23 protein-coding genes are annotated in these 22,993 nt (G+C 57.0%); 1 reads left to right on the top strand and 22 read right to left on the bottom strand.

Annotated elements, in window-relative coordinates:
• Positions 1-109: 109 nt before the first annotated feature.
• The 4 genes from recG to sciP all read right to left on the bottom strand — a co-directional run bounded on the left by recG (position 110) and on the right by sciP (position 5,539).
• Positions 110-2,200, bottom strand: coding sequence for an ATP-dependent DNA helicase RecG (gene recG / locus ACR0J0_RS04955; RefSeq protein WP_480661929.1), 2,091 nt, complete (start codon positions 2,198-2,200; stop codon positions 110-112).
• Entirely contained in the window at positions 2,197-4,323 is a 2,127-nt protein-coding gene (ligA, locus tag ACR0J0_RS04950; protein ID WP_480661662.1) for an NAD-dependent DNA ligase LigA, read from the bottom strand. Before ligA ends, recG begins: the two co-directional genes overlap by 4 nt.
• A 124-nt stretch (positions 4,324-4,447) precedes the next feature.
• The gene (gene ctrA, locus ACR0J0_RS04945) at positions 4,448-5,164 is read right to left on the bottom strand and encodes a response regulator transcription factor CtrA (protein WP_480661660.1); all 717 of its coding nucleotides are present in this window, start codon (positions 5,162-5,164) and stop codon (positions 4,448-4,450) included.
• An 81-nt stretch (positions 5,165-5,245) separates the two neighbouring features.
• Entirely contained in the window at positions 5,246-5,539 is a 294-nt protein-coding gene (sciP, locus tag ACR0J0_RS04940) for a CtrA inhibitor SciP (protein ID WP_480661658.1), read from the bottom strand.
• A gap of 129 nt (positions 5,540-5,668) precedes the next feature.
• On the opposite strand from sciP, the gene mnmA reads away from it, so the two are divergent.
• Positions 5,669-6,814, top strand: coding sequence for a tRNA 2-thiouridine(34) synthase MnmA (mnmA, locus tag ACR0J0_RS04935; RefSeq protein WP_480661656.1), 1,146 nt, complete (start codon positions 5,669-5,671; stop codon positions 6,812-6,814).
• A 16-nt stretch (positions 6,815-6,830) separates the two neighbouring features.
• Here mnmA and ACR0J0_RS04930 read toward each other — a convergent pair whose 3' ends face one another.
• From ACR0J0_RS04930 to ACR0J0_RS04845, 18 genes are all read right to left on the bottom strand, one after another.
• A complete protein-coding gene (locus ACR0J0_RS04930) occupies positions 6,831-7,406 on the bottom strand; it encodes a hypothetical protein (protein ID WP_480661654.1) in 576 nt (191 codons plus the stop codon).
• Positions 7,399-8,565, bottom strand: coding sequence for a lipid-A-disaccharide synthase (gene lpxB, locus ACR0J0_RS04925; RefSeq protein ID WP_480661652.1), 1,167 nt, complete (start codon positions 8,563-8,565; stop codon positions 7,399-7,401). The genes ACR0J0_RS04930 and lpxB overlap by 8 nt, the downstream gene beginning before the upstream one ends.
• On the bottom strand, positions 8,565-9,359 hold the full coding sequence (locus ACR0J0_RS04920) for an LpxI family protein (RefSeq protein ID WP_480661650.1): 795 nt from the start codon (positions 9,357-9,359) through the stop codon (positions 8,565-8,567). Before ACR0J0_RS04920 ends, lpxB begins: the two co-directional genes overlap by 1 nt.
• 4 nt (positions 9,360-9,363) lie before the next feature.
• Positions 9,364-10,149, bottom strand: a complete 786-nt coding sequence (gene lpxA, locus ACR0J0_RS04915; protein WP_480661648.1) for an acyl-ACP--UDP-N-acetylglucosamine O-acyltransferase — start codon at positions 10,147-10,149, stop codon at positions 9,364-9,366.
• Positions 10,146-10,619, bottom strand: a complete 474-nt coding sequence (gene fabZ, locus ACR0J0_RS04910; protein ID WP_480661646.1) for a 3-hydroxyacyl-ACP dehydratase FabZ — start codon at positions 10,617-10,619, stop codon at positions 10,146-10,148. The genes lpxA and fabZ overlap by 4 nt, the downstream gene beginning before the upstream one ends.
• Positions 10,620-10,691: 72 nt before the next feature.
• On the bottom strand, positions 10,692-11,174 hold the full coding sequence (locus tag ACR0J0_RS04905) for an OmpH family outer membrane protein (RefSeq protein ID WP_480661645.1): 483 nt from the start codon (positions 11,172-11,174) through the stop codon (positions 10,692-10,694).
• A gap of 109 nt (positions 11,175-11,283) precedes the next feature.
• On the bottom strand, positions 11,284-13,644 hold the full coding sequence (gene bamA, locus ACR0J0_RS04900) for an outer membrane protein assembly factor BamA (protein WP_480661643.1): 2,361 nt from the start codon (positions 13,642-13,644) through the stop codon (positions 11,284-11,286).
• A 126-nt stretch (positions 13,645-13,770) separates the two neighbouring features.
• Entirely contained in the window at positions 13,771-13,899 is a 129-nt protein-coding gene (locus tag ACR0J0_RS04895; RefSeq protein WP_480661642.1) for a hypothetical protein, read from the bottom strand.
• Positions 13,900-13,988: 89 nt separating this feature from the next.
• A complete protein-coding gene (gene rseP / locus ACR0J0_RS04890) occupies positions 13,989-15,341 on the bottom strand; it encodes an RIP metalloprotease RseP (protein ID WP_480661640.1) in 1,353 nt (450 codons plus the stop codon).
• Between the two features lie 4 nt (positions 15,342-15,345).
• The gene (gene dxr / locus ACR0J0_RS04885; protein WP_480661638.1) at positions 15,346-16,518 is read right to left on the bottom strand and encodes a 1-deoxy-D-xylulose-5-phosphate reductoisomerase; all 1,173 of its coding nucleotides are present in this window, start codon (positions 16,516-16,518) and stop codon (positions 15,346-15,348) included.
• Positions 16,518-17,300, bottom strand: a complete 783-nt coding sequence (locus ACR0J0_RS04880) for a phosphatidate cytidylyltransferase (RefSeq protein ID WP_480661636.1) — start codon at positions 17,298-17,300, stop codon at positions 16,518-16,520. The genes dxr and ACR0J0_RS04880 overlap by 1 nt, the downstream gene beginning before the upstream one ends.
• Entirely contained in the window at positions 17,297-18,028 is a 732-nt protein-coding gene (locus ACR0J0_RS04875) for an isoprenyl transferase (RefSeq protein WP_480661634.1), read from the bottom strand. Before ACR0J0_RS04875 ends, ACR0J0_RS04880 begins: the two co-directional genes overlap by 4 nt.
• Before the next feature lie 9 nt (positions 18,029-18,037).
• A complete protein-coding gene (frr, locus tag ACR0J0_RS04870) occupies positions 18,038-18,601 on the bottom strand; it encodes a ribosome recycling factor (RefSeq protein ID WP_480661632.1) in 564 nt (187 codons plus the stop codon).
• 187 nt (positions 18,602-18,788) lie between these two features.
• Positions 18,789-19,784 (bottom strand): acryloyl-CoA reductase, encoded by a 996-nt coding sequence (gene acuI, locus ACR0J0_RS04865; RefSeq protein WP_480661630.1) that lies wholly within the window; start codon positions 19,782-19,784, stop codon positions 18,789-18,791.
• 60 nt (positions 19,785-19,844) lie between these two features.
• A complete protein-coding gene (locus ACR0J0_RS04860; RefSeq protein WP_480661629.1) occupies positions 19,845-20,948 on the bottom strand; it encodes a dimethylsulfoniopropionate demethylase in 1,104 nt (367 codons plus the stop codon).
• Positions 20,949-21,455 (bottom strand): DinB family protein, encoded by a 507-nt coding sequence (locus tag ACR0J0_RS04855; RefSeq protein ID WP_480661627.1) that lies wholly within the window; start codon positions 21,453-21,455, stop codon positions 20,949-20,951.
• Positions 21,455-22,159, bottom strand: a complete 705-nt coding sequence (locus tag ACR0J0_RS04850) for a DUF1326 domain-containing protein (RefSeq protein WP_480661625.1) — start codon at positions 22,157-22,159, stop codon at positions 21,455-21,457. The genes ACR0J0_RS04855 and ACR0J0_RS04850 overlap by 1 nt, the downstream gene beginning before the upstream one ends.
• A 4-nt stretch (positions 22,160-22,163) precedes the next feature.
• The gene (locus tag ACR0J0_RS04845) at positions 22,164-22,955 is read right to left on the bottom strand and encodes a DUF2182 domain-containing protein (protein ID WP_480661623.1); all 792 of its coding nucleotides are present in this window, start codon (positions 22,953-22,955) and stop codon (positions 22,164-22,166) included.
• Positions 22,956-22,993: the final 38 nt, after the last annotated feature.

Genomic DNA, 22,993 nt, shown 5'->3' with positions numbered 1-22,993 from the left:
TCTCACCTCCGGTCGGGATTTAATCCTTTGTTGACCTTTTGTTCTCATATTTCACCGAGTCGGTAAAGAACTTTTTGAGAACATTTGTGAACTTATGGGAACGATTTTGCTAACCCACTGAAATCAAACGGATTGCCTGATCCTGCTTCATGAGCCACAAAAGGACGCGGACCGCCTGCCCCCGTTCACTTTCAAGTTTCGGGTCTTTACTCAGCAGGTTGCGTGCATCCGTCTGAGCGACAGCCATCAATCCGGCCTGACGTTCCAGATCCGCAATCCGGAACTTTGGCAACCCTGATTGCGCTGTACCGATCAGGTCACCTGCGCCGCGCATCTGCAAGTCAGTCTCGGAAATCCGAAACCCGTCTTCAGTTTCACGCAGGACTTCCAGTCGTTTGCGTCCCCCTTCGCTCAGAGGGGGTTGATACATAAGCAAACAGGTCGAGTCCGCTTCACCCCGTCCGACCCGCCCGCGCAACTGGTGCAACTGGGCCAACCCGAAAATCTCGGCACGTTCGATCACCATGATCGAGGCATTGGGAACGTTTACGCCAACTTCGATGACGGTTGTGGCAACCAATACCTTTGTCTCGCCTTTCTGAAAGGCAGCCATAGCGGCATCTTTATCCGTTGCTGGCATCTGGCCATGGACCAAGCCAACCATGCCTTCGCCCAACACAGCACGCAGCCGCTTGAACCGTTCCTCTGCAGCTGTCAGGTCCGACACTTCGGATTCATCGACCAGCGGGCAAACCCAGTAGCACTGGCGGCCTTCGTCGATCGCCCGCCGTAAATGCGCGACGACCTCATCCATGCGTTCAGTACTGACGATGGCGGTTTTGATCGGCTTCCGTCCCGGTGGTTTTTCGTCCAGAACGGAAACGTCCATGTCTCCGTATTGCGCCAAAGCGAGGCTGCGCGGAATTGGCGTGGCGGTCATGACCAGAACATCCGCGCCCTGCCCTTTTTCGGAGAGCTCCATCCGCTGACGGACCCCAAACCGGTGCTGCTCATCGACAATTGCCAGACGCAAAGCGCGGAACTCAACATCGCTTTGAAAAACCGCGTGCGTGCCGACAAGGATGTGAATGTCGCCCTGTTTCAATGCTGCCAATTTGGCGCGCCGCTCGGCCCCTTTATCCCGACCCGTGAGGATTTCCAGAACGACACCCGCTTCTTCGGCAAGTGGGCGCAAACCTTCAAGATGCTGCCGAGCCAGGATCTCGGTTGGCGCCATCATCACACCCTGACCGCCCGCCTCGACAGCGACCAGCAGAGCCATGAAGGCAACCAGAGTTTTTCCCGCGCCGACATCGCCTTGCAGCAACCGGTTCATGCGCGCGTCCGAGGCCATATCGGCAGTGATTTCCTCGATCGCCCGCATCTGGGCGCCGGTGGGATTGTACGGAAGACTGCGCAAAACTTTCGCCTGCAGGACACCGGTGCCAACACTGACGATACCCCGCGCCTTGCGCTCGCGCTGCCGGGCCAATGCCAGAGTCACTTGGTGCGCAAACAACTCATCATAAGCCAATCGCTCCCGGGGCGGAGCGTGTGCGGCAACATCATCCGCCCCCTGAGGGTTGTGCGCTGCTGAAATGGCCGCCGCCCAGTTCGTCCAGTCTTGTTGGGCAACCTGAGCAGGATCAATCCACTCGGCCAGTTGTGGTGCACGCGCCAACGCGCTGCGGGCCGCCTTGTAGGCTGTCTTTTGAGTGATGCCCTGGGTCAGATGATAGACGGGCTCAAACTCGGGGATGTCACCTGCGTTTTCCAACGGCAGCATATGATCTGGGTGGACCATCTGTGCCATGCCATCGAACAGTTCGAGCTTGCCAGAAATCACCCGGCGACTTCCCTCCGGCAGAACCTTTTTCAGATAGTCGCCGCGCGCATGAAAAAACACCAATTGGAAGTCAGTTTGCGAGTCCTCGACATGAACCCGATAGGCCCCGCCCTTGTTGCGCGGCGGCCTGTGAGTTCCGACCGTAACCTCAACTGTTAGCGTCGTCGGCAGGTCGGCCCCTTTGATTGTGTCTCGCCGACGCCGGTCCACGACCGCATATGGCAATCCGAACAACACATCACGTGGAGACTCGATGCCAGTCTGCGCCATGACCTGAGCGGTCTTGGGACCAACCCCCTCAAGCGTCTCTAGCCCCGCGAACAGCGGAAACAAAACTTCGGGACGACCACTCATGCGGTGCCGATCAGTTGCAGCCATTCGTCCTCATCCAAGGTCCTGATGCCCAGCTCTGCCGCTTTCTTGGCTTTGGACCCGGCCCCCGGTCCTGCAACCAGAATGTCGGTTTTCTTGCTGACCGAACCCGAAACCTTGGCGCCAAGAGCCTCGGCCCGTGCCTTGGCTTCGGCGCGGGTCATCTTTTCCAGCGTACCGGTGAAAACGACCGTTTTTCCTGCCACCGGGCTGCCCGAAGTGTCCGGGCGTTTGGCGTCCTGCACATCCAACTGATCGACAAGAGCGTTAATACTCGAACGCTCGGCCTCCTGAGCGAATGCGGACACCAGTGCGCGGGCCATAACCTCTCCTACGCCATCGATGCCCAGCAACTCGTCCCATTCAGGGCCTTCGAAACTCGCAGCTGCGGTGATAGCCCGTTCAAAGTCAGACCAGGCACCATAATGGTTGGCGATCAGGTTTGAAGCCGCTTCACCCACGTGACGAATGCCTAATGCGAACAGAAGGCGTCCGAACGGAATCTTGCGTTTCTCGTCGATTGCGTCCCACAGATTGCCAGCACTTTGTGCGCCCCAGCCCTTGCGGTTGGCCAGCTTGTTCAAGTTGGCCGCGTCCCGGTTCTGCAGCGTGAAAATATCAACGGGCGTTCTGACCGCCAGATCGGGGTCGTCGTAGAACATTTCGATCTGCTTTGCGCCCAGACCTTCAATGTCGAACGCCTTACGAGACACAAAATGTTTCAATTTTTCAACGGCCTGTGCGGGGCAAATAATCCCACCCGTGCAGCGCCGAACAGCGTCGCCTTCTTCGCGAACTGCATCGCTGTTGCATTCCGGACAGGACGTAGGAAAGACATAAGGTTCCGCACCTTCAGGGCGTTTCGAAATGTCTACATCCGCCACTTTCGGGATCACATCGCCCGCGCGATAAACCTGTACCCAGTCTCCAACCCGAATGTCCTTGCCATCCCGGATCGTACCGCCCTTGGCATCCCGACCGGCGATATAGTCTTCGTTGTGCAAGGTGGCATTTGACACAACGACCCCCCCGACAGTTACGGGGTGCAATCGGGCGACGGGGCTAAGCGCGCCTGTTCGTCCAACCTGAATGTCGATCGCTTCCAGCCGTGTCCACGCCAGCTCGGCCGGAAACTTGTGAGCAATGGCCCATCTGGGGGTCGTGGACCTGAACCCCAGTCGGGCCTGGAGCGCCAGATTGTTCACCTTGTAGACGACACCGTCGATGTCATACCCAAGCGTGGCCCGCTGCTCTTCTATGCTGCGATAGTGATCCAGCATCTGACCGGTCGTTTCACACAATGCCGTCAGTGGGTTGGTCGAAAAACCGAAACTGGCCAATCGTTCTATTGCGCCTGATTGCGTTTCCGCCAGAGGTTCAGACAGTTCGCCCCACGCATAGGCAAAGAACCTGAGAGGACGGGATCGAGTGATTTTGGGATCCAGTTGCCGAAGCGACCCCGCCGCCGCGTTCCTCGGGTTTGCAAAGGTCTTTTCGCCCAGCTCTACCTGTCGCGCGTTCAGCTTTTCGAAGTCTTCATGCGACATATAAACTTCGCCGCGAACCTCTAGAACATCAGGTGCATTTTCAACGCTGTGTGGAATGTCAGAAATCGTCAAGGCGTTCGCAGTTACGTTTTCGCCAACTTCTCCGTCGCCGCGGGTCGCCGCCTGTACGAGCTTTCCCTGTTCATACCTTAACGACAAGGACAGACCGTCAATCTTGGGTTCGGCGGTAAATGTAAGCCCGGCTGAGTCGCCCAATCCCAGATATTTGCGGATAGACCGATCAAAATCTGCGACATCTTCGTCGTTGAACGCATTGCCAAGGGACATCATTCTGACGGCGTGGACGAGTTTTGAAAACCCTTCCGCCGGTCTTGCGCCGACCTGGTCAGAGGGGCTATCGGGTAGCTTCAACTGCGGAAAACGCGCCTCAATGTCGGTATTTCGCCGCTTTAATGCATCGTAGTCCGCGTCAGATATCTCAGGTGCGTCCTCTGCATGATACCGCGTGTTGGCTCGCGCAATCAATTCTGCCAACCGCGCCAGCTCAGCACGTGCCTGATCTTCCGTCAGCTCTGATACCGCAATTGAATCGCTCATGGCCTTGCCCTGTCACATAGTCTTTGAACCCAGTGATAGGGCGAGGCCATGGCTAGGTCCAGATGTGCTGTTCCATGAGTGAGGTGGCCGCCTTGGACCAACGACGACCAGATTTCATTTTAGGTCAGGCTCCAACAGCAATCCGATGCTCGCCCATACCGTTGGCCTGAGGGTCGCGCAGCACGTATCCCCTGCCCCAGACAGTTTCGATATAGTTTTCGCCGCCCGTCGCATTGCTGAGCTTCTTGCGCAGTTTGCAGATGAAAACGTCGATAATTTTCAACTCGGGCTCGTCCATACCGCCGTAGAGATGATTCAGGAACATCTCTTTGGTCAGCGTCGTGCCTTTACGCAGACTTAGCAGTTCGAGCATCTGGTATTCCTTACCAGTCAAATGGACGGCCTTGCCTTCGACCTCAACCGTTTTGGCATCCAGATTCACTGCGACCCGGCCCGTATGTATGATGGATTGGGAATGGCCCTTGGACCGACGAATGATTGCGTGGATGCGGGCAACCAACTCCTCTCGGTGGAAGGGTTTGGTCATGTAATCGTCAGCGCCGAAACCAAAGCCCTTGATTTTGCTTTCGGTGTCGTCAGCACCCGACAGGATCAGAATAGGTGTTTCAACCCGTGCAATGCGAAGCTGCCGCAGCACTTCGTGACCGTTCATATCCGGTAGGTTCAGGTCCAAAAGGATCAGGTCATAGTCGTACAATTTTGCAAGATCGATGCCTTCTTCGCCCAGATCCGTCGCATAGACGTTGAGGTTTGCGTGCGTCAGCATCAATTCGATGCTTTTGGACGTAGTGGGATCATCCTCGACAAGAAGTATACGCATTTACTGCTCCAATTCGGGTCAATTACCAATTAAAATTGAACCTGATCAAAAATGGTTAATCTGACGTTACCGTTGAATCATTTATTCACTTTCGCCTTTAGGTTGTCGATATTTTTTTAAAGCGGTGGCTTTCAGCGCGTCCAATCCGTGTTCCGCAACCGCTGAAACCCATGAATTGAACTCTTCATCGCTGAGGCCATAACGTTTTTTGGCGTCGGATAGCGAAATTAGCCCATAAAGAACGCCGCGCACGACGATCACTTTGCGCGAGGCGACCCATCTGGTCGTGTCTTCCGGCGGAAGGTCCGCGCGCGATAAAACTGTTCCATCCGGCAGCGTTACAGACCTTGGCCCTTCGACTTTGTGCAAATACATCTCTCGACCCTTTTCCAACTGCGACAAAGCTGCCAACAGCCTACTTAATGCCGGGTGAAACCGCCCCTTGAGAGTGTGTAGAATTTTCCTATATTCTGCCGGTCTTTCTTAACCCGAACTGGAATCGTCATGGCCCTCGATACCGAGACACCGCTGAACTCGCTTGGCTTCGCCAAACCCCCGTCGGAAACGCGGGTGGTTGTTGCCATGTCCGGTGGCGTGGACAGTTCTGTTGTCGCCGCTTATCTGGCCGATCAGGGCTATGACGTGGTTGGTGTGACGTTGCAGCTATATGACCATGGCGCGGCCCTGGCCAAAAAAGGTGCCTGTTGCGCAGGGATTGATATCCATGACGCGCGCCGTGTGGCCGAGGAACGCGGTTTTCCACACTACGTTCTGGACTACGAGAACATCTTCAAGGACGCCGTGATTGACGAGTTCGCCGACAGTTACTTGGCCGGTGCAACTCCGGTGCCCTGCATTCGCTGCAACGAACGCGTGAAGTTCAAGGACTTGTTGGAAACCGCCAAGGACCTTGAGGCTGATTGTATGGCCACCGGTCACTACATCCAGCGCAAGATGGGTGCGAACGGACCTGAGCTACACAGCGCCGAAGACGCGAACCGGGATCAATCATATTTCCTGTTCTCGACCACGCCCGAGCAGCTGGACTTCCTGCGCTTCCCTCTGGGACACTTGCCCTCCAAGGACGCAACGCGTGAGATGGCCGCGCAGTACGGTCTGTCGGTTGCGGACAAGCCTGACAGTCAGGACATCTGTTTCGTCCCGAATGGCAACTACGCCAGCGTGATCGAAAAACTCCGCCCCGGTGCCGCCGAGCCGGGTGAAATCGTTCATGCCGACGGTCGTGTCCTGGCACAGCACAATGGCGTCATCCACTACACAATTGGTCAGCGCCGCGGTCTGGGTATTGGTGGGCTGAGCGAGCCCCTGTATGTCGTGAAGCTCGACGTGGACAAAAAGCAGGTCGTGGTCGGCCCCAAGGAATTGCTGGCCACCCGGACCGTTCCCGTACGCGAAATTAACTGGCTGGGTGATGAGGCATTCACCTCAAGGAAAGAATGGCAATTGTCGGTCAAAGTCCGCTCGACCCGCCCTCCGCGCGAGGCGATTGTCCGGCCACTGTCGGAAACGACAGCCGAGGTTGAACTGCTGACACCCGAGGAAGGCATCTCGCCCGGTCAGGCCTGCGTTTTCTATGCCAACGAGGGCTCTCGCATCTTTGGTGGCGGCTGGATATGGCGCGGCTACTGAGGCCCTAGCCTTCAGGTCACAAAACGTCTGTCGGGCTGTTGACCAGAATATACAGTCCGACGGAGACCATGATGTAAGGTGCAATTCTGTCGAGTCTTGCGAAACGTGGTCCCAGCACCTGCGCTCGTGGCGCACCCCAGCTTGCAACACCGATCAACCCGGCAAGCGCGCAGGCCGCTCCGATCAACGCCGTCATCCGGAACGCCGGGGTGGAATCCGCAAACAATGGTGTCATTGCGACCAGCGTATCAATCGAAAGACTCAGAAACAGAGCAACGACCGAAGTGATGGCCCCCGTATCGGGCATCTTGCGGCTGTCAGTGCCCCTGATTTGTTGCCAGATTCCATAAAGCCCCAGACACAAGGGAATAATCCCGAGGTAGCCAACCCAGTTTAGAAATCCGCTTTGGTCCAAGCCGCTCGCAATCACCAGTGCCAGCGAAATGACAATAGTCTGAGCAACCGCAAACCCAATCACCACGCGACGTGTGTCCATCACCATGATCAGTCCGAACATAACGACAAGATTGTCGAGATTGGTTGAGACGGTTACGACCCCCGCCGAAATACCGAACAGGATGTGTTCAATCATGGCTTTCGGGCAGTCTGTTCAGAATGGCACGGGCTGCGCGCAGGCCCGGCGCTTCTCCACCCCGTCCCAACCGGTCCATTGTCAGGTCCATGGCCTTCTGCTGCGCCTCAGGATCAGCGGACACAGCCGCCAAAGCTGCAGCAATCTTTCCCGGCTCGCAATCGTCCAGCAGGCATTCGGGAACTGCACGGGTCTCCGCCACCAAGTTGACAAGGGTCACCGTGTCCAGGTCCACCATTCGCTTAGCGATCACGGTTGTCAGCCAGTTCAGATTATAGGCAATCACCATAGGCGTCGCTTGCGCGGCCAGTTCCAAAGAAACTGTTCCGGACGCCGCCAAGGCCAGATCGGCTGCTGCAAACGCTGCCCTTTTCTGAGCCTGAGCCTCGTCAGAGGGCAATTGGCGCGGGTCCACCACGACCGGCGAACCCGGCCAGTTTTGGACATGCTCCGTCACCGTTTCGACAATATGGGTAACAGCCGGGACGACAACGCGGGTTTCGGGGTGCTCTTTCAGATACAGGTTTAACGCTTCACCAAATACGGGGGCTAGACGATCCACTTCGCCGCGGCGCGATCCTGGCAAGGCCAGCAGAATTGGGGTTTGCCCAAGATCGTGGGCGTCCCGAAACTTCTGAATGTCCTCATCTGATGCCACTGGTTCGCTGACGACCGGATGGCCGACAAAGTCGCATTCCATGCCCGCACGCTCCATGTAGGGCGGCTCAAATGGAAGCAAGGCCAACACGTGGTCGATGACCTTTGCCATTTTGTCCGCACGACCCGGACGCCAGGCCCAGACACTGGGGGCAACATAGTGGACGGTACGAATCTTGCTTTGCGCCTTCACCAGTTTGGCGACGCGCAGCGAGAAATCGGGGCTGTCGATGGTGATCAGAACATCAGGCTGGGTATCCAGAACAGCCTGTGCCGTCTCGGAAATCCGACGTTTGAGATGAAAGAACTTGGGCAGGACCTCGACCAGCCCCATGACCGAAAGTTCAGACATCGGGAAACGACTTTCCAAGCCCTGCGCATGCATTAACGGGCCGCCGACACCGTCGAATTCGACATCCGGTACAAGGGTTCGCAGCCCTTCCATCAATGCGCCGCCAAGCCGATCCCCCGAGGGTTCGCCGGCGACAACGAAAACGCGCATCAGTTCGTCCGCTCGCGGACGTACAGGAACAACCCGAGCCGATCACATTCGGCGATGACGCGGTCCTTCTCCAGAACAAGAACGCCGCCCTTTTCGATCACAATCCCGGAAAGCCCAGCCGCAACGGCACCAGACACAGTATCCGGTCCGATGGCGGGTAGATCAGCGCGGCGATCCTGATCCGGCTTAGGTGCCTTGAACAACACGCCGCCGCCCGCATCCGGTCTTTGCGTCAGAGACTGCAACATCCACGCGGTACCGAATATCCCTTCGATGGCCAGAGCCTGCCGTTTGGACACAACACAAGCCTGCCCAACATCTGCAGCCCCCAATGCACGCACGATTGCGGACGCGCGGTCTGAATCGGCCATATCAGCCTCGGACGGTTGCGACTGCGTCAGGCACCCAAGCTGCGGCAGCAGGTTCGGTGCGATTTCGTGTGCCGCCCGCACTTTGAATCCGGCCTCTTCAAATATTCCAATCACGGCCCGCAGCGCGGCATCGTCCCCGGAGAGGATCGCTTGTTGCAGGATCGGGACCAACGGCATGGTTGCTGCGTCGATCCGCCCGGGATCAATAGGCGGACGCCCAACGGCCCCTGCCATGCAAATCTCGGTCACGCCGCGCGCTTTGATGTCAGCGATGAAGCTGCCAAGCTGTTCCAGCGGAAATTCGACATCCGGCGTCAGGGTATCCGGGTTGAATCCCTCCATTGCACAGATCACCGGGCGCTCGGCCAGCTGCTCTACGACTTCGCCAGGCAATATGCCCGTTCCGGCAATCAGCGCCAGCATGGGTCTATTTCCCCGGTGTCAGGAAGGAACGGTCCGAATGCCCGGTCACGAAATCGACGATCCGCTGAACGTATTCGCTTTCGTTATCTGCCCCGACCCGATGCGCCCGCTCCATGAAAGTACCGTCGCCGGTCGAAAGTTCACGGAAGGCGGCGCGCAATGCTGCGATATCCTCACGAGATACACCGCGCCGCTTGAGCCCAACAAGGTTCAGCCCATCAAGCTCGCCCCGCGGGGCCTGCACCAGACCATAGGGGATCACGTCGTTCGGAACCATCGTCAGAGCACCAATGATCGCGCCGCGGCCCACTCGGACAAACTGGTGCAGCCCCGAAATGCCGCCGACAATCACGTCGTCCTCAATGATGCAATGACCGGCGGCGCCTGCATGGTTCACCATGATCACCCGATTGCCGATCTGGACGTCATGCGCGACGTGTACGCCGGCCATCAGCAGGCAGTCATCGCCGATCCGGGTGACGCCGCCGCCACCGTCGGTTCCGGTGTTCACAGTGACATGTTCGCGAATCCGGTTGCGCTTACCGATTTCCAGCCGCGTGTTCTCACCGCCGAATTTCAGATCCTGCGGGATTTCCCCGATGACGGAAAAGTTGAAAATTACGGTGTCTTCACCAACAGAGGTTTCCCCCGTGACCACGACATGGGATTTCAACACGACCCGGTCATCCAGCGTTACCTGACTGCCCACATAGCAGAACGGGCCGATGACGCAGCCCTCACCAATTTGCGCACCGTCTTCGATAATCGCGCTTGGATGGATGCCGCTCATGTCGTTTTTTCCATGTCCCAATCGACATAGGCCGAGAATTCGGCCTCGGCCGCGACTTCGCCGTCAACCGTGGCACGACCGGCGAATTTGAAGATCTTTCCGCCTTTTTTGCCCCGAACGGTTTCGACATGCATCTCAAGCACGTCGCCCGGGATTACCTTGCGGCGGAACTTACATTTGTCGATGTTCATGAAGTAAATCAACAGCTCGCTGTCGATCACATCCATGCCAACGCCAAGCATCACACCTGCGGTCTGGGCCATAGCTTCGACGATGGTCACACCCGGCATGATCGGAGTGCCCGGGAAATGCCCCTGGAAATGCGGCTCGTTCATGGTGACGTTCTTGATGCCAACAGCCGACTGATAGCCCGAGATGTCCACCACCTTGTCAACCAGCAGAAACGGATAGCGGTGTGGCAATATCCGCTGGATCAGCTGAATGTCGGCGCTTTTGGTTTCCGTGCTCATCTTGCAGTCGTCCCGTTATGGAGTTCTCTTTGACGCGTGGTTAGCAACACCGCGCCCCAAGGGCAAGCGACCCTATTCGTCGCCTTTGGTTTCAAGCTGGCTTCCGTCGCCAATCAATTCATTGATCCGTGCGATTGCAGCATCCGTGACGTCGGTCCTGTCCGAGCTGAGAAACACGTTGGAGCGTTCAATGACGACCGAGGCCCCGGATTCGCGCAACAGATCGATCAGAACCGGCTGAACCAGTTCATAAAAGGCTTGCCGGGCTTCCTCGCTCTGGCGGGACAGCGCGTCCAGCTTTGCCCGCTGGCCATCTCGATGAGACTGAACCTTTCTGTCAAACGCTTCGGCAAGTGGCCGAAATTCATCCGGCTGCATCTCGGTGCGCTTTTCTGTCAGATCTTTTTCTTCCCGGCTCAGCTCGGCAACGATCCGTTCGTTTTCCTCGGCCAACAGAACGCCTTCGGCCTCGATCTCTCGCATAACACGTTGACCGAATTCCGACTCGGCGAACAGGCGTTCGCTTGACAATGTCAGGACGCTGGATTGCGGCACACCCAACTGTTGGGCTTGTATTGGCCCTGTGCAGACCACCGTCAAAAAAACGCACAGGGCCCGAAACGGGCCCTGCACTCTTGAGATTATTACGTTCAACATCCTGGGATCAGAACCGTGCCTGAATGGTCAGGTCAAAATTCTGTTCCTTGTCGAAGTCCTCTTTCTTAATGGCTTGCGAGAAGTTGAAGCGCAGCGGACCAAAAGGTGTGGTCCACAGAACCGAAAGACCGATGACGTGACGGATGGAGCCGTCGGCACCGACGATATCAGCTCCAGCAGTGTTCACGTTGTTGATGTTGTACAGGTTACCGAAGTCATAGAACACGCCACCGCGCAGACCCAGCTCTTCTGGCAAACCCAGAGGGAAGTCTGATTCAAGACGTGCAACCCAGTAGTAGTTACCGCCGATCGCATCGTCCTGACCGTTGGACAGGTCGCGCGGACCCAGACCCGCGGGCTCGAAGCCCCGGAACGTGTTCGGTCCAAGAACAAAGCGGTCGATGGTCCGGCTGAAGTCGTCGCCTCTCCAATGCAGCGCGCCCAGTTCCAATGTCGCTCGCAGCACCACTTCTTCGCTCAGAACGCGGGTCTGCGCGATACCACGGGCGGTGGTTTTGTAGTATTCGTTGTCGCCGCCAAGCCCGGCTGCATCAACACCAACTTCAAACAAAACACCTGCATTCGGGTTCAGACCACCACGACGGCTGTCATAGACGTAGGACACGCCCAGCGAGCTGGTCGTCCGTTTGCCTTGCGCGATCTCGGACGCAATGACCGCACCATTGGTTTCATTGTCCTGCTGCGTCATCTCGCTCCGGTCCCAGCCGTACCGCAACCGCAGAGACGACAGCTCGCCAATTGCATAGCTTAGCTGAGGATTGAAGAAGACCCGCTTGGTATCGTAGCTCGCAAAGCTCGAGTTGGTCGAAGCCAGTCCCAGACCCAGGTCGAATTGCAACCGGCGGCCCAGCAGATACGGCTCGGTGAAGTTCAGAGTGTATTGCTCCGAGTCCTGTGCGGTCGACAGCGTCACGCCGAGGTTCTGACCACGGCCCAGGAAGTTCGACTCGTTCAGACCAATCGCAATCCCGAAACCGTCGGAAACCGAGTAGCTACCACCCAGGCTCAACGACCCGGTGGGCTGTTCTTCGACGTCCACATCAACGATCACCTGGCTTGGAGTCGAACCTTCGCGCGGCTCGACATCAGCTACGGCAAAGAACCCAAGTGCGCGGATGCGTTCGGCGCTCTGGCGGATTTCACGTGGGTTGAACGGGTCGCCTTCGACCGTGTCGAACTGGCGCCGGATCACGCGGTCCAGAGTTGTCGTGTTGCCCTCGATGTCGATGCGTTCAACAAAGATCCGGGGGCCACGCGTCAGTACGAATTGAACATCCAGCGTCAGGTCGCGCGGGTTGCGAGTGACCCGAGGTTCAACCCGCAGGAAATCCACGCCCTGTTTCAGACCCAGACGTTCCTGACGTGCAATCGAGTTTTCAACAAGCGACGGAGAATAGGTGACACCTGGTTTGATCTTCAGCGCTGCCTGATAGGCGGCCGGATCGACACCCGGAATTTCGCTGACGGTCGAGATTTTGCCGAACGAGAACTTTTGTCCCTCGGTGATGTTCATCACAAGGAAGAACGCGTCGCGCTCACGCGTGAATTCCACGTTTGCGCTGTTGACGCGGAAATCCACGTAGCCACGGGAAAGGTAAAAGTCACGAATGACCTGTTTGTCGAACTCGATCCGATCCGCGATAAACGTATCACCGCGCAGGAAAGTACGTAGGACGTTCGCTTGCTTGGTTTCCAAAACGCGGCGCAGGCGGCGATCCGAGAACGCCCGGTTCCCTACAAAGCTAACGCGCTCGACCTCAATTGTGGTTCCTTCGGCAATTTCAAACACAAGATCGACACGGTTGTCGCTGCGGCGAATAATGCGGGGAATGACCGTCGCAGACACACGACCTTGCGCCGAATAGATCGCTGCGATCTGGTCTGCATCCGCTTCTGCGACCTGGGGTGTGAAAACCCGGCGAGGCTGAGAGTTGATGGCCTCTAACAGGACGTCGTCCTTCACCCGGCGATTGCCTTCGATGCTGATCTGGTTGATCGTCGGATACTCCGCGACTTCGATCACCAGAGTATTGCCGCGCGGGGTCAATTCGACTGTTTCAAAAACACCACTGTCAAGCAAACGCTGATAGGCATCATTCAATTCCCCGGCAGTCACTGTCTGCCCCGGTTGGATCCCTGTCCGGGCTATGACTGTCGAGCTTTCAATCCGCCTGTTGCCCTCAACATCGAACGAATTGATGGTGTAACTCTGTGCGTGTGCGACCCCCGGCAGAGACGCAAATCCAGCTATAAAAACAAAGGAAAAAATACGTAGCGTTCGCCACAAAATCTTGTTTGTTGGCATCTGCCCCCCGCAGGATGTGCCTGCGCCTCGCCTATCTGTCATTTTTTTCTCTACCCAGAATTTCAGGACTTTATTGTTGAGTAGCGAGATTAATTACCCTTGTCAAAAGACCAAAAAACAAAGCGGCCCGGTGGGCCGCTGCATGTCCTTTTCAAAAAGGAGCAAGAATCACATGCTGATCACGTAGGCCCAACCGCCCATCGCCAGAGCGGTGGCACCGAAAAACAGAAGTGTGTCCCAGTTCAGCATGAAAAGAAAGCTGAAGCTTTGATATGATTTCCGCAGCGCCTTAGTCATTTGGTCCTCTGACACAAGAATTAGCCGTGCGAAAACCTACCCAGGGATTGGGGCGAAATTGCGGCTTTTGTGCGCTCACTCAGCCACAATCAGCAGAACAGATCGTTTGAGACCGAAAAGATCATCAGGCCAAGGATCAACGACACCCCTACCCCCATCAGCACCTTGAGCACGCCATCGCTGGGCGGTTTGCCCGCGACAGCTTCGTAAGCGTAAAAAACCAGATGTCCACCGTCCAATGCCGGTATCGGAAAGAGGTTCAACAGACCTACGGCCGTAGACAATACAGCGATGAAGAAGATGAAGTTTTGCGCGCCCTGGCTGGCCATTGCACCTGAGGTTTCGGCGATACCAATCGGTCCGGACATGTTGCACGTGCTGATTGCGCCCGTAACCATGTGCCAGATCCCGGACAGAGACCCTTCGATGATACGCAAGGTTTGCTGCGCTCCGCCGGACAACGACTCCAGAATGCCGGCCGGTTCGGTCGCGGGTTCCAGCATCATGCCGCCAACGATCCCAATACGCCAATGGGTAACAAAACCGCCATCCGGTTGCGGTTCGTCCGTGCGACGCGGCGCCAGCGCAAATTCCAGTTCGGCACCATCGCGCCACACATCCAACAGCAGGACCTTCCCGTCTGATCCTTCAACGTGATCTTTCAACTGATCAAAGGCAAAGATGGGATCACCGTTCACGGCCGTGATGACGTCACCCTGTTTGAGATCGATATCCATTGCAGCGCTTCGCGGAGCAACCTGCTGAATCAGCGGCGGAAACAACCATGGCGCCGACACATTCAAAGTCTGATCGTCCCGAAGGACCGTGTAATCCAGAACCGGCTCAACCGGCAAAGCGTCGGTGAAGTCGGTCCAGGCACCGTCCTTATCGAAATCCGGAACCGGGATATCTGCGATCGCGACGATCTCGTCCCCGTCCCGCAGCTCCTGAATGGTGCCCGGCAAAGGATGCAATGTGCCGACCGTTAGAGGTTCTTTGGTGACGCCTTGGGTCAGGAAGATCAGACCGAAAACCAATATGGACATTGCGAAGTTGAACACCGGCCCCGCAGCAACTGTAGCTGCGCGCGCCCACAATGGCGCCCCGTGCATGGTGCGGCGCAACTCTTCGGGGTTCTGTTCCGAAATCTCGCTCATGGCGGTTTCGTCTTTGCCCGATGCCGCGTTCGCGTCACCCAGGAATTTCACATATCCACCAAAGGGTAACGCCGCGATCTGCCAGCGTGTGCCGCGCTTGTCGACCCGGCTCCAGAGTACAGGACCAAATCCTATCGAGAAGACCTCGGCATGGATACCCGACCAGCGCCCAACGATGTAATGGCCGTATTCATGCACCGCAACGATCACGGAAAGCGCGATGACAAAGGCAATGATCGTGTATAGCAAATTGCCAAACTGAGGGATCAGAGAGAGTACGTCCAAAATTCTATCCTGCTCGTTGGATGACAGCATCATCAACCCACGTACGTGCCAGATGGTCCGTTTGCAGCACGTTATCAAGGGTTAAAGGGGCATCAATAAGGCCATCTGCGGCCTCAAACCTGTCCAGAACGGCCTCGACAATGTCGGCCATCTGAAGAAATCCGATCTCGCGGGCGATGAACCGATCCAGCGCCCGTTCCTTTGCGGCGTTGAAAACGGCGCCGGACAGACCGCCCCGATTCATCACGTTTCTGGCAAGGCGCAGGGCCGGATAACGGGCCTCGTCCGGTTCGTGGAACCTCAACTGGCCCAGTTTTGCCAAGTTCAAACGCTCGACCGGCAGGTCGCGACGGTCCGGCCAATGAAGCGCATAGCCGATTGCGTGCCGCATATCCGGAGCACCCAAATGCGCCATGACCCCGCCATCCGCGAAGCCGACCAGAGCATGCACGATGGATTCCGGATGCACCAGAACCTCGATCTGATCCGGCGCAACACCAAAGAATTCTTTGGTTTCAATCAGCTCCAGCGCCTTGTTGAACATCGACGCGCTGTCGATGGTTATCCGCTGCCCCATGTTCCAGTTCGGATGGCTTGAGGCTTGCTCTACTGTCGCCCGCGCCAGATCGCTAAGCGGCCAGTCCCGGAACGCGCCACCGCTTGCGGTGATGATGATACGCTCAACCGCGTCCATATCTTCGCCGACAAGCGCCTGAAACACAGCCGAATGCTCACTGTCGACAGGCAGCAGCCGCGCTTCATTGGCTTTGGCCGTTTCCAAAACCAGTGCGCCCGCGCAAACCAGAGTTTCCTTATTGGCCAACGCCAGCGTAGCGCCCTGTTTCAGCGCCTCCAGGCCCGGCTCAAGGCCGGCTGCACCAACGATGGCGGACATGACCCAATCAGTCGGCCGCGCCGCAGCTTCCGTCAGGGCGTTTTGACCGGCTGCGGCTTCGACTCCGGAGCCCGCCAGTGCTGCGCGCAGATCATGCAGCCTATTCTCATAGGCCGTCACGGCAACTGTTGCGTTTAGACGCACGGCATCATGGGCCAGTTTTTCGATATTAGCCCCGCCCGTCAGCGCAACAACATCATAAGCCGCCGGGTTGCGGTCGATCAGATCAATGGTGTTCTGCCCGATTGATCCGGTCGCACCGAAAATTGAGATTTTGCGCATCACATGGCTCCGGGGGAATAGAGTATCCCGGCTATCAATACGAACAAGGCCGCACCCATCATGCCGTCAAAGCGATCCAGAAAACCGCCGTGGCCCGGTATCAGGTTCGAGCTGTCCTTGACCCCGAACTTTCGTTTGGTGGCGCTTTCGACAATGTCACCAAGCTGGCTGGCCATGGACGCAAGCACTGAGACGACGACAAACATAAAACCAAATCCGGCATGGACGGCAAAAATGGCACCAACAACAGCTGCTGCGAGCCATCCTCCAGCGGTGCCGGACCACGTTTTCTTTGGGCTTACCTTTGGCCAGAACTTAGGGCCACCAAAGGTTTTGCCAACAAAGTAACCGGCGACATCAGTGGCCACGACCACCGAAATCAACCAGACCATCCAGCCAAACCCCATATTTTCCCGGATCGAAATAAAACCCAGACCTGCGGCCGCGATCCAGACCGCAAACAGGGCGTACGTTCCCTTAGACTTGCTGATCTGCCCTGCCCCAACCAACGCCGGCGCCAGCAGGAACGGAAGCTTGTATAACGGTGGCAGGTGATAGCTCAGAATAACTGCGACGCCAGTCAATATCCCCAATTGGATTGCAACGCCGTTCCGTTCGGGATCGATCATCCGAACCAGTTCCCAGGTCATCAAACCGCAGGCGATTGCAATAAAGGATTCGAACCACAGGCCACCCAGCCACACTTCGACCGAACCTATACAAACCAGAACCGCGGCAGATAGTACTCGGGCGGTTAAGTCAGACCATCGGCCTTCGCTCATGCCGAGACCGCCCCAAAGCGTCTGTCGCGGGTCCCAAAGTTCTGGCACAACCTTTCAAGCTCGGCGGCGGTGAAGTCCGGCCACAGCGTGTCGATGAACTCGTATTCGGAATAAGCCGATTGCCACAAAAGGAAGTTGGAAATACGCGCCTCGCCACTTGTCCGGATTACAAGGTCTGGGTCGGGAAGAACATGCGTATCCAGATACTTGGGAAGTGTTTCCTCATCTACATCCTCGGGGCGCAAACGGCCCTCGGACACGTCGCGCGCCAAACGTTTGGTCGCCCGCGCAACCTCGTCCCGCCCACCGTAATTAAGCGCAATGGTCAGATGAACAAGGTCATTATGTTTGGTGGCGTCTTCCAGCGTGTCCATCAGATCGGTCAGTTTCGAATCCAGCCGGACTCTGTCACCGATAAATCGTACGCGCACCCCTGCCTTGGTCAGGTTGCGCGCCTCTTTGATGATATACCGCCGAAACAGACTCATCAGCCCCGCCACCTCGACCTGGGTACGCTTCCAGTTCTCGGTGGAGAAGGCGAATACCGTCAGATATTTGATGCCCAAGTCCGGACAGGCTTCGACCACTTCCCTGACGCGTCGCGCGCCTGCCTGGTGCCCAAACAACCTAGGCCGGTTGCGCGCCTGCGCCCACCGGCCATTGCCATCCATGATGATGGCAACATGGCGAGGTCCGGAAACGGTCGAAGTATGAGCAGTATCGGGCATATTCCGGGCTCAGACCTGCATGATCTCTGCCTGCTTGGTCTCAAGCGCGGCGTCCACATTTTTGATCATCTCGTCGGTCAGGTCCTGAACTTCGGTTTCCCAGAACTTCTGATCGTCCTCGGACATACCGTCGGCTTTGGCTTTCTTGATTTGGTCCATGCCATCGCGGCGCACGTTGCGGATCGAAACGCGAGCGTGTTCAGCATATTGGCCAGCAACTTTGCCCAGTTCGCGACGACGTTCCTCGTTCAGTTCGGGAATCGGCAGCATGATGATGGTGCCGTTCAGCTGTGGGTTGATACCCAGACCGCTTTCGCGGATCGCTTTTTCGACCTTGCCGACCAGACCTTTGTCCCAAACATTCACGGTAACCATGCGGGGCTCCGGAACATTGACGGTTCCGACCTGATTGATTGGGGTCATCGATCCATAGGCATCAACCATGATCGGCTCCAGCATCGATGCCGATGCACGGCCCGTTCTCAAGGACGCAAACTCGGTTCTAAGGTTGCCCATCGCGCCTTCCATACGGCGCTTCAGATCGTCGGTGTCCAGTTCAAAATCGTCAGACATGCTGCTCACTCCCCGTCTTCAGGTGCTGTTTGCTTGGCTCATAGTCCATCGCAATTGGGATGTATAGCACATGATGATGTGGAATTGCGCCAATGGCCAGAGTTGTTTCTGGCAATTTCGGGTTCTTTCAGGGGCAATTGAACCGACCGATGCAATGATCGCCCGGTTCATCTCATTTACACGGGAATCAGGCGTTTACGTCGACGACCACGCGACCTTTCACCTGTCCATTGAGAATATCAGCGCCCAATTGTGGCAGATCACCCAGAGTCGCGGGATGGACCATCGCCTCAAGCTTATCCATCGGCAGGTCGGTTGCCACGCGCTGCCACGCGCGGACACGGTTGTCATATGGCTGCATCACGCTGTCGATACCCAGCAAGTTCACGCCGCGAAGCAGAAATGGGATTACGCTTGCAGGCAACCCTGCCCCACCAGCCAGACCAACAGCTGCAACCGAAGCACCGTATTTCATCTGCCCCAGCACGCGCGCCAGCATCTCGCCGCCAACAGCGTCAACACAGCCTGCCCAGGTTTCACTTTCCAGCGGACGTTTCACGGTTTCATTGAGGTCTTCGCGCGGAACAATGGTCGTGGCGCCCAATGACTTCAGATACTCGCCCGCCTCTGGACGACCTGTGACCGCGGCCACTTCGTAACCCAGGTTGGCCAGGATGGCCGTCGCGACCGAGCCGACGCCCCCGGCGGCCCCGGTCACCAGGACTGGCCCATGTCCCGTCGTCATGCCCTGATCCTCAAGCGCCATGACCGCCAGCATTGCGGTGAAGCCGGCGGTGCCCACCGCCATGGCCTGCCGTGTGTCCAGACCATTGGGCAAAGGAACCAGCCAATCGGCCAATGCGCTGGCCTTTTGCGAATACCCGCCCCAATGTGCCTCGCCGACACGCCAACCGGTCAGAACCACCTTGTCGCCGGGTTTGTAGCGCTCGTCCGAGGACGTTTCGACAGTGCCACTGTAATCAACACCGGGAACATGAGGGTAATTCCGGACCAGACCGCCGCCCTTCGGCGACATGCACAGCCCGTCTTTGTAATTCACGGTCGAGTACTCAACGGCAATCGTCACCTCGCCATTGGGCAAGTCCCCTTCGGAAAGCTGTTTGATCGAAGCGCTTGCCAGACCGCTTTCTTCGTCCTTATCCATTACCAATGCACTGAACATTCCAACTTTCCTTTCATTTTCAATCTCTCACCAGGTGCTACTGAAGTGAATAGCGCCCGTTTAGATCCAGAATTTTTCCTGAACGGTTGCGCTGCGCATTCCGTCTGGTGTTGCAACTTCGGTTTTCGTTCCCGGGTCCCAATGGCTCAGTTTGACCATCCCTATGGAGACATTCGTGGAGAAATCAGGAGACCAAGCGGCCGAAGTCACCTGCCCGACCTGTTTGCCTCCGGCCACAACCGGCCAGGGGCGATCGCACGGCGGTACAGGGTCTCCATCAATTGCTATTGGGCGGATTTGCTGCACCGGCCCCTCCTTGGCCACCCGCAAAAGTGCATCCCGTCCAATACAGCCGATTGCAGTATGCGTATTGCAGAACTTGCCCAAACCGCATTCATGCGGGGTGTTATCGTCGGTCATGTCGTTGCCGTAGGACAGCAACCCGCCCTCGATCCGCTCGATCAGGTTCGGGCATCCGGCGCGAACCTGCAGGTCTTCTCCCGCTGCAAACAAGGCGTTCCACAAAGCCATGCCAATGTCCGACCCCTCAACGTAGATTTCGAACCCGCCCTGTTTGGAATAGCCTGACCTAGCAATCGCCAGTTCACGCCCTTCGAAGGCGAACTTGTCGAACCTGAAAAACCGGATGTCGCGCACGCGGTCGCCAAAAACACGCGCCATCAACTCGTCCGCTTTTGGTCCCTGAACCGCCAGTGGTGACACATCAGGTTCATCCACAAGCACATCCAGGCGATAACCGTTGGCAATCCCTTTGACCCAAAGCAGAAGATCGCTGTCGGCGATCGAAATCCACCACCGGTCTTCCGACAGTTTTACGGCGACTGGATCGTTCAGCATGCCACCCGTTTCGTCGACGATGGGCACGTAAAAACACTGACCGGGAAGCATGCCCCGCAAATCCCTCGGCGTCAGCATCTGCATCAGCCGCGCGGCGTCCGGCCCTCTTAGTTCCACCTGCCGTTCGCAGGATACATCCCACACCTGTACATGGCTTTTCAGATGCCGGTAATCCGCTTCGACGGATTCGAAAACAGTGGGCAATAACATACGGTTGTAAACCGTATATCCCTTGACACCAGCCGCTTCGACACCCTCGGAAAATGGCGTGCGACGCAAGCGACGAGAGAGTGATATCTGAGCCACTTAGGCCTCCTCAGGCAGAAAAACCAGATCGCTCACCGGAGCGACCGAGCCTGTTTCGGTCAGCATCTGATGCAACTGACCCCGGTGATGTGTTTGGTGGTTGAAGAAATGGATGACGCATTGCGCGTAGGGTTTCGTGACATCGGCTTCTTTGGCGGCTGAGAACCATGTGAATGGACCATTCAGGTCTTCATCATTTAGTGTCGCAACCCATTTGGTGATCCGTTCGTCAATCTCATCCCGCAGAGGCAACCATGCAGCCAGATTGGCGCATAAGGACGGGCTTTCCGGAATACCGCCGCCCGGACTTTCGCCCTTGTCAAACCGCGACATCCATATCCAGTCCCCCCAAAGCAGATGATTTGCCGTGCCTAGGATAGATCCAAAAAACGCCCCGCGCTCACGGGTCAGTTCCTCACTAGGCAGAGCTGAAAAAAATCCCTTCAACTGACTGTTCTGCCAGTGATTATACCGGGCCATCTCCTGAGCGTAGGCGGCGGTGACCATCACTTGGGTCCGTGCCAGTCGATTGGGCAGATTTCAGCAGATTTCCCACCAAAATCCCAAACGCGCCCGTAATCGCGCACCTTGGACTTGGTACCTCGAGCCACAATGATATCTGGCCCCATCCAGTATTTCGAGTTGGACACCATGACCGGGTGTTCCGGGTCTTTTCCGCCCAACATCTCAATCTCACCCTGAATCTTCCGGCCAATGGCGATACGGCGCTTGTTGCCGTCTCGCTCAATCTGTACCGGAGCGCGCTCGGCCCCGATAATCTCACTGACCAGCATGGTGAAAAGCCCCGTGGTCCCGCCCGCCTGACCGCTGAAGATTTGCAGCAGTCCGTTATAGGCCTTGCCGCTGGCGCGCTCATCGACATAGGCGGCCACTTTCCACTGGCCCTCGCCCATACGGCCCGGGATATCGACCAGCAGTCCGACATTCAGACCGGACAGATCTTCGCCCTCGTAATGACCCTCATCAATGATGACGCCCATCCATGCGTGACAATGCCCTTCAGTCGGAGGATGCGCGCCCAGTGAGACCACACAGGGGCAGAATACATCGCACGAGCAGTTAAGGATCAATTCGCCTTTGATTGCCCAATCCGTCGGGCTCATCTCGCGCCGTTTGGGATTTGGCATACGGCTGTCAATACGCTGGCTGATCGGCAGCTTGTCAGCCTCGGGTTTTCTGTTCTTAGCCATAGGCTTATCCTCCGTAGCTAATTGGATATACGAGCAGAATAAGACCACCCGCAATCAATGCAAATCCCATCGGTCGGGTCACTGCGTGCCCGATCTGGGGAAGTTTCTCCAAAACCATGAACAAGGTCGCGAGGCCCATCCACAATAGGCTCATGACACCACCGACAAAACCAAGCGCCATGAAGCCCCAACAGCAGCCCACACAAAATGCGCCCAAGCCCAGCCCCATGCGCAAACCGCCAGTGAACCCGATTTTCCAGTTCCCCAGGAAATAGGTCATGGGGGCGTGACAAACGCCGTGACACACTTCTTTCGCACGGGTGAATTGAAATGCGCCGACTACGATCATGAGGACCCCGGCAAAATACCCGGATTTCCCGATACCCAACATGTCGATGACACCGCCGAACAGCAGAGCCAATTGAACTCCAGTAATCAAAGCTGCGAACCCGACCCAGACGGCAAGATATCCCGCCAGGACCCCCAACCAACCTGCGCGCGAGCCATTGGCGCTGCGGATCAGGTCGTCATAGCTGCGCAGGGTTGGAACCAGCGTTGGCAACATCATGGCCGCCATCATGATGGCCCACATCGAGAACAAGGGGCCAAACTCGGCCATAGGCATATACATGTCCATGCGAGGGTCCATCGCCGCCATTGCCTGCCCCACCGGGCCGGGCCGGCCGATCCAATCCAGATCCATGTCGCGGCTCATGGTGAACATCATCCACCACGCCCACAGGATCAGAACGTAAAACCCCAGCCAAAATGCATTGCGTAGAACTGTGCGACTCACGCCTTCCTCCCGACTCAGTCCTTGCTTTTCAAATGTCA

The organism is Ruegeria sp. BF12 (assembly GCF_056538705.1).
Note: the sequence above shows the minus strand (reverse complement) of the source record. Positions and strands in the feature narration are given on the sequence as shown.